Genomic DNA, 6,534 nt, shown 5'->3' on the forward strand with positions numbered 1-6,534 from the left:
CTCACAGGAGCGTGACGCCCCACACGACGGTCACCTTGTGGAGCGCGCCCTCCGAGTCGGTGAACGTGATCGTTCCCTGGCCGGGGAGACCGACGATGGCGGTCCGCAGCGTGATGGTCAGGTCGATCGAGCCGCCCTTCGGGACGCCGCCCTGCATCTCGGACAGGATCAGCTGGCTCGTGGACGTCATCGCCGTCCACGTCACCGGCCCGCTCTCCGCCTGGAGCGTGACCCGCCCGGTCTTCGTCCCCCAGAGCTCGACCTTCGCGGGCGCGATGACGAGCCGTCCGGGCCGGGGCGGACGGACGAGCGGTGACGAGGGCGGGGAGGAGGGCGGCACCGACGGCCGCGTCGTGGTGCTCGGTGCCGTCGGCGTGCCCTCGGTCTGCGGCCGGGCGGGCGGGACGCCGGACCGTCCGGGGCCGCCCGGCTGCGGTGCCTGCGGGCTGCGGGCGCCGCTGGAGCCGTCGCGGGGCGTGTCGGTGACGGACGGCTGCGGGTGCGTGCGGAACGGCGGCAGCGAGAGTGTCCCGTCCAGGCCGGGCCCGATGATCAACACGGCGACCAGGGCTGCGACGAGCGCGCCGGCCATTCCGCCGCCCGCGAACAGCCAGCGGCGGGTGAACGGGGACGGCACGTCCGGCTGGCTGGGCAGGCCCTCGGGGGTCAGCGACCCGCCGCGCGCGGCGATGTCGGCGCGGTGACCGGCGAGTTCCGGGTCGGTCGCGGTGTGCATGACGCGGTGCCGGAGGGCGGCGGGCAGCACGGGCGCGGGCGCGCTCCGCAGCAGGGCGACGGGGTCGACCCGGACGCGGGACCGGCATTCGGCGCAGTCCGCGATATGCCGGTCGAGCCCGGACGGTTCGGGGGGCGGCAGCTCCCCGCGGCGGTGCAGCGTCGCCCACAGCGCCCCCGACAGCGGCCCATGGTGGCCGGCGTCCCGCTCTCCGGCGACGGGTGCCACGCCCCCGCAGGTGTGGGCGGCCCGCGCGACCTCCGCGCGGAGGGCTTCGGCGAGGCACGACCGCGCCTTCCGGACGCGCAGCGCCGCGCGCCGCGACGACAGGCCGAGGGCGCCGCCGAGCCGGGCCGGGGGCAGCCCGTGCCGGAAGGCGAGCAGCGCCACCTCCTGGTCGAGCGGCTCCAGCCGGACGAGCGCGGCGCGGAGCACCTCGTGCAGCTCCCCGGACGGGGGCCATTCGGACGTGTCGTCGGATGTGCTGAGAAAGGGGTTGGGCGAGAACACGCCGTCGCGGTCCCAGTAGAGGTGCCGGGCGCGGCCGCGGCGCAGGCAGCGGCGGCGGGCCGCGCCGTACAGCCATGAGCTCAGGTGGAGGTGGTCGCGCATGCGCGGCGCGCGGCGTCCGGCGTCGATGAAGGTGTCGTGGACGATCCCCGCGGCGACCTTCTCGTCCCCGCACATCGACAGAACGTAGTCGTAGACGCGCTCCGCGTACTCGTCGTAGAGCGCGGCGAGGGCCGTCTCGTCACCTTCGTTCAGCCCCCTGACCAACTTCCGGTCGGCCGTGTCTTCGATGGGGCACAACCTGGGCATACACGCTCCCGGGACCGGCATGGGTGCGCCCCCGGAGGGGTCGTCCGGACATTCGGCCCACCTTGCATACACCCGTCGGCCCCTTCGGCACCATATGATCTCCCGAAATCGCCAGGAATGGTGACCGCAGGGTGAGACTACGACATCTCTCCGTAGCGCGGCGAGGATGACGGAGCGTCAGAATCGAGTCAGGCGCCGTCCGCTCGGCGGACCCGCAGGTCGCCGTCGGCGTAGCGGCGCCGCAGGACCTTTTTGTCAAACTTGCCGACACTCGTCTTGGGAACCTCGGTGATGAACGTCCAGCGCTCCGGCAGCTGCCATTTCGGGATCCGGTCGCCGAGGAACCTCCGCAGGTCCTCCGGCGTCGCGGCCGCGCCCTCGCGGAGCACGACCGACGCGAGCGGGCGCTCCTGCCACCGCTCGTCCGGGACGCCGACCACCGCCGCCTCCACCACGTCCGGGTGCGCCATGAGGTGGTTCTCCAGCTCCACCGACGAGATCCATTCGCCGCCCGACTTGATGACGTCCTTCGCCCGGTCGGTCAGGACGAGGTAGCCGTCGCGCGACAGCGTGCCGACGTCGCCGGTGCGCAGCCAGCCGTCGTGGAACCGTCCGGGGTCCTCGTCGCGGTAGTACGCACCGGTGATCCACGGCCCGCGGATCTCGACCTCGCCGACCGCCCTCCCGTCGTTCGGCAGGACGGTGTCGCCGTCCCCGACGACGCGGACCTCGAGGCCGGCGAGCACGCGACCCTGGCTGATCCGGGCGCGCCAGGCGTCGTCCGGGGCCGCTCCCGCGGGCGGATGCGCGACGGTCGCGAGCGGCGACGTCTCCGTCATGCCCCACGCCTGGACGATCCGGACACCGATCTCGTCGAACCCCCGCATCAGCGACTCCGGCACCGCCGACCCGCCGCACGGGACGAGCCGCAGCGACGTGAGGTCCGAGCCGTGCTCGCGGGCGTGGCGCAGGACGTCCGACCAGATCGTCGGCACCGCGCCCGCGACCGTCGGACGCTCGGACTCGATCAGCCGGACGAGCGGCTCCGCCTGCAGGAACCGCCCCGGCATGACGAGGTCGGCGCCCGCCATCACGGCCGCGTACGGGAGGCCCCACGCGTTCGCGTGGAACATGGGCACGACGGGCAGCACCGTGTCGGTCGCGCTGAGCGCCATCGCGTTGCCCGTGCACGTCGACAGGGAATGCAGGTACGCGGACCGGTGCGAGTAGACGACGCCCTTCGGGTTCCCGGTCGTGCCGCTGGTGTAGCACATGGCCGCGGCGGCCCGTTCGTCCAGCTCGGGCCAGTCGAAGGCGGGCGGCGCCTCCGCCAGCAGCCGCTCGTAGTCGTGCAGTTCCTTCCCGGCGCCCTCCAGCGGCGCGGTGTCGCCCTCACCGACCACGACGACGTGGCGGACGGTATCGAGCCGCGGCAGCAGCGGCGCGAACAGCGGGATCAGTGACGCGTCGACGAGCACGACCCGGTCCTCGGCGTGGTTCGCGATGTAGACGAGCTGGTCGGCGAACAGCCGCAGGTTGAGCGTGTGCAGCACCGCCCCCATGGACGGGATCGCGAGATACGCCTCGAGGTGCTCGGTGGAGTTCCACATGAACGTGGCGACCCGCTGTTCGCCGTCCACGCCCAGCGCCCGCAGCGCGCCGGCGAGCCGCGCGGCCCGCTCGCCGACCTCCGCGTAGGTGCGCCGCCGCACCCCGTCCCCCGTCCAGGTGGCGACGCCGGCGTCCCCGGCGACCTCCGTCCCGTGCCGCATGATCGACGTGATCGTCAGGGGGAAATCCTGCATGGTGCTCAACACGGCGGCGCCTCCAACGGCAGCGGATCCCAGACCCGGATTCTTGCGAATTCCGTCCGGAGATGTCACCCCTGCCGGCGCTCTGCCGCGTTCCCTTCCCCGGACGTCACCGGAGTTCGCCATTGGCGCTGCGGGGCCTGGGGAAAGTCCTCGCCGAGAACGGCGTCGTCGCGGAGCCGGGCCATCGCCCGCGACACGGTGCTCTTCACCGTGCCGACGGTGACGCCCAGGGCGTGCGCGATCTCGGCCTCCGACATGTCCTCGTAGTAGCGGAGCATCACGGTGAGGCGCTGGCGCTCCGGCAGCCGGCGCAGCGCGCGTCCGAGGACGTCGCGCAGTTCGGTGTGCCGGGTGTGGTCGTCGACCGGACGGTCGGGGACCTCCCCGGTGGGGTAGACCTCCAGCTTGCGGCGCCGCCACCAGGAGATCTGCGTGTTCACCATGGCGCGCCGGACGTAGCCGTCGACGGCGCCGCGGTCGTGGATGCGGTCCCACGCGAGGTAGGTCTTGGCGAGCGCCGCCTGGAGGAGGTCCTCGGCGTCGGCGCGGTCGCCGGTGAGGCGCAGCGCCATCCGCAGCAGCGCGGGGCGGCGGTCGGTGACGTACGCCCGGAACTGCTCGTGCCGCGTCGAGTTCACTTCACCACCCGGCCAGGAGTCGAGGACGATCCCGAACTTGAGCGACGTCGTTCGGCCATCATGACGATCGCATGCGGAGTTCCATTAAGGTCTTACAGCAAATGTAATTTCGGGTCAACCAGAGTAGAATGTTCAACCGAGGTCGATGGAATGTCGCCCGCTGACCGACTTATCGCGACAAATCCGTCGACAGCCGGGGTGCCGAGAGTGAGCCTTGACTCACTGTCCGCACGGCGGTGACCCGCTGTGCGACCCCGAGCCAGGAGTCGACGCCATGCCGTTCCCCCGCCGCCGCGCCGACCGGCGGCGCCGGCACCGCGAAACCGCCCCCGGCCACGGCGCACCGCCCCCCGTCCTGCCGGACCGGGCCGCGCCGCCCCTGCGCATCGTCACCGGAACGCTCCTCGACGCCAGCCCCCACCTCCTCATCGTCGCCACGGCGTCGGGCGAGGAGCGGCTGACGATGACCGAGGCCACCACGGTCTGGCACGGCGGGCGCGGGGGCCCCGCCGCGCTGCGGCCCGGCCGCGAGGTCATCGTCCGGCCCCGCACGGACGGCTTCGGCGCCGACCGCGTCTGGGTCGACATCGGCCGGGTCACCGGCACGATGCTGGCGTGCGGGCGGGACACCGTCGAGGTGGACATGGGGCCCCACCGGGGCCGCGCCCATGTGGCCGTCCCGCCACAGGTCCTCGAGCCCCTGCTGGTCCGGCACCCCCGCATGGAGCCCGGCTACCTCATCGACGTCATCTGCGTCGGCTCTCCCGACGGCCCGCGAGCCGTGCGTCCGGGCACGCCCCAGCCGGGCCACCGCGCCGACGACCTGGCCGCCCCGGATCCGGCGGCCCCCGTCCCGCCCGTCCTGCACGGCACGGTGACCTGGTGGGGCGGCGCCTCCGCCCCCCCGCCGCGCCGAAGGGGGCTCTATGAGGACACCTGGCCCTACACCGCCGACGTCCTCCCGCCCCGCGCGCGCCTCGCACAACTCGCCCCGCCACCCGTCACGGGACGTGAGGCGCACGAGAGCCTGCTCTCCCTGCTCGACACGGGGGACGTGCCCGGTCCCGGGTGGGATGAGCGCGCCGAAGCGGAGGAGTCGCCGACGTGGCGGGAGTTCCCGCTGCTCACGGACGGCGGGGCCGCCTATCCGGCCGTCGACGCCGAGACCGGCGGCGGGTGCGCCGACGCCCCGTCCGGCTGCGTCCCGTTCCCGGCGCTGTCGCTCGGAAGTGAGATCACCGTCCACAACCGGTGCGGTCTTCGTACCGCCACGGCCATCGTCGTCGAGTGCGGCTGCGTCGCCGCGCGCTACTGCGACCGGTGCGTGGAGTGCGGCGTGTCGCCGCGCGGCCGGCTGGCCGAGCTGACGCCCGCCGCGTTCGCCGCGCTCGGCGGTGATCTGGAGACGGGCTGCTTCAACGCCCTGGTCCGCCCGGATGTCGGCGGGTCCCTCATGCGGGGGAGCGCCGTCCGATGGTGACGGCGTTCATGAACGCGCAGGTGCTGCTGCTGGCGGCCGTCCTGCTGGCGGCGTCCCTGGCGAAGCTGACGGTGCGGGAGGCGCCCGCCCCGGACGAGGTGCACGGCGTCCCCGTCCCGGCGGTCCGGCGCACGCGCGAGGCGACCGTCGCACTCGGCCTCGCCGAGGGAGCGCTCGGGCTCGCGCTGCTCCTCACCCCCCACCCGTCGGTGCGGCTGGTGGCGGCGGTGGTCTTCGCGGCGGCGACATGGGTCGTGGGGGAGCTGCGGGTGCGCAGGCCGGACGCCGGGTGCGGCTGCTTCGGCGGACTCAGCGGCGAGCGCGTCGGCCACCGCAGCGTGGTGCGGGCCGCGCTGCTCACCGGCGCGGCGATCGCCGCGCTCGGCGCGCCCCTCGCGGGCATCGACGTCCTCGGCCAGGCGAGATTCCTCGTCGGGCTGATGTTCACGGCGGAGGTCGCGCTGTTCGCGGCGCTGTCCCCGGAACTCTCCGAACTCGTCGGACGCCATCGGCGGCGGCGCGTCCGGCCGTGGGTCCCGTGCGAGCGGCGCCGCGCCCCGCTCACCGAGACGCTCGCGACCCTGCACGCCAGCGCGGCGTGGGCGGCGCTCGAGGGAGCCGTCACCGGTGCCGCGCCGCTGGACGCCTGGCGCGAGGGCTGCTGGCGGTTCGTCGTCTACCCGGCACGTCTCGACGGGACCGACACCGAGGTCGTGTTCGCCGTCTCGACCGCGGAACGCGACCGGACGGTCCGCGCCGTCCATGTCCGCGCCGGCCGAGCGGCCCCGGCCTCTCTGCCGCCCTCTACTTCTGTATTGCGAATTCCCTAGCCAGCCGTATAAAAGCCAAGCGGCGTCAACGGTCGGCGAATCTAAGGTCGTCTAGCGTCATCGCCAGATCCGGCCATACACGGCTAGATCGTTGATGGGAAATGTTGGTGCTGGTCAATGGTCGTAGGCGATCAGTGATCGCTTGACCGGGGCGTCGATGAGCCAGTTGTGCCAGATGGCGGCGTTGAGTGCGCAGATGCGCTGGCACAGGCGTGTC

The 6,534-nt window shown here is 73.4% G+C and carries 5 protein-coding genes and 1 pseudogene; 2 read left to right on the forward strand and 4 right to left on the reverse strand.

Annotation, left to right across the window (positions count from 1 at the left end; translation table 11 throughout):
* Position 1: 1 nt before the first annotated feature.
* From IE99_RS29860 to IE99_RS0127350, 3 genes are all read right to left on the reverse strand, one after another.
* Positions 2-1,555: a sigma-70 family RNA polymerase sigma factor gene (locus IE99_RS29860; RefSeq protein ID WP_037560171.1), complete on the reverse strand. Its 1,554-nt coding sequence runs from the start codon at positions 1,553-1,555 to the stop codon at positions 2-4.
* A 188-nt stretch (positions 1,556-1,743) separates the two neighbouring features.
* Positions 1,744-3,360 carry a long-chain fatty acid--CoA ligase gene (locus tag IE99_RS0127345; RefSeq protein WP_245623360.1) on the reverse strand — a complete coding sequence of 539 codons (1,617 nt, stop codon included), beginning with the start codon at positions 3,358-3,360 and terminating at the stop codon, positions 1,744-1,746.
* A gap of 74 nt (positions 3,361-3,434) precedes the next feature.
* Positions 3,435-4,007, reverse strand: a complete 573-nt coding sequence (locus tag IE99_RS0127350) for a SigE family RNA polymerase sigma factor (protein WP_084220002.1) — start codon at positions 4,005-4,007, stop codon at positions 3,435-3,437.
* A gap of 274 nt (positions 4,008-4,281) precedes the next feature.
* On the opposite strand from IE99_RS0127350, the gene IE99_RS33270 reads away from it, so the two are divergent.
* The gene (locus IE99_RS33270; RefSeq protein WP_051713403.1) at positions 4,282-5,487 is read left to right on the forward strand and encodes an RlpA-like double-psi beta-barrel domain-containing protein; all 1,206 of its coding nucleotides are present in this window, start codon (positions 4,282-4,284) and stop codon (positions 5,485-5,487) included.
* The gene (locus IE99_RS0127360; RefSeq protein WP_030177028.1) at positions 5,481-6,317 is read left to right on the forward strand and encodes a MauE/DoxX family redox-associated membrane protein; all 837 of its coding nucleotides are present in this window, start codon (positions 5,481-5,483) and stop codon (positions 6,315-6,317) included. Before IE99_RS33270 ends, IE99_RS0127360 begins: the two co-directional genes overlap by 7 nt.
* Positions 6,318-6,431: 114 nt before the next feature.
* On the opposite strand, the pseudogene IE99_RS33760 reads toward IE99_RS0127360, so the two are convergent.
* Positions 6,432-6,534: pseudogene (locus tag IE99_RS33760) on the reverse strand (IS982 family transposase); the annotation flags it as partial.

The organism is Spirillospora albida, assembly GCF_000718255.1.
In the GTDB taxonomy this organism is placed as follows: Bacteria; Actinomycetota; Actinomycetes; order Streptosporangiales; family Streptosporangiaceae; genus Spirillospora; species Spirillospora albida.

What these genes read in the sequence shown, in the direction of transcription:
- IE99_RS0127360 (WP_030177028.1), top strand. Translation starts at nt 5,481, where the DNA reads ATGGTGACGGCGTTCATGAACGCGCAGGTGCTGCTGCTGGCGGCCGTC.
- IE99_RS0127345 (WP_245623360.1), bottom strand. Translation starts at nt 3,360, where the DNA reads ATGCAGGATTTCCCCCTGACGATCACGTCGATCATGCGGCACGGGACG.
- IE99_RS33270 (WP_051713403.1), top strand. Translation starts at nt 4,282, where the DNA reads ATGCCGTTCCCCCGCCGCCGCGCCGACCGGCGGCGCCGGCACCGCGAA.
- IE99_RS29860 (WP_037560171.1), bottom strand. Translation starts at nt 1,555, where the DNA reads ATGCCCAGGTTGTGCCCCATCGAAGACACGGCCGACCGGAAGTTGGTC.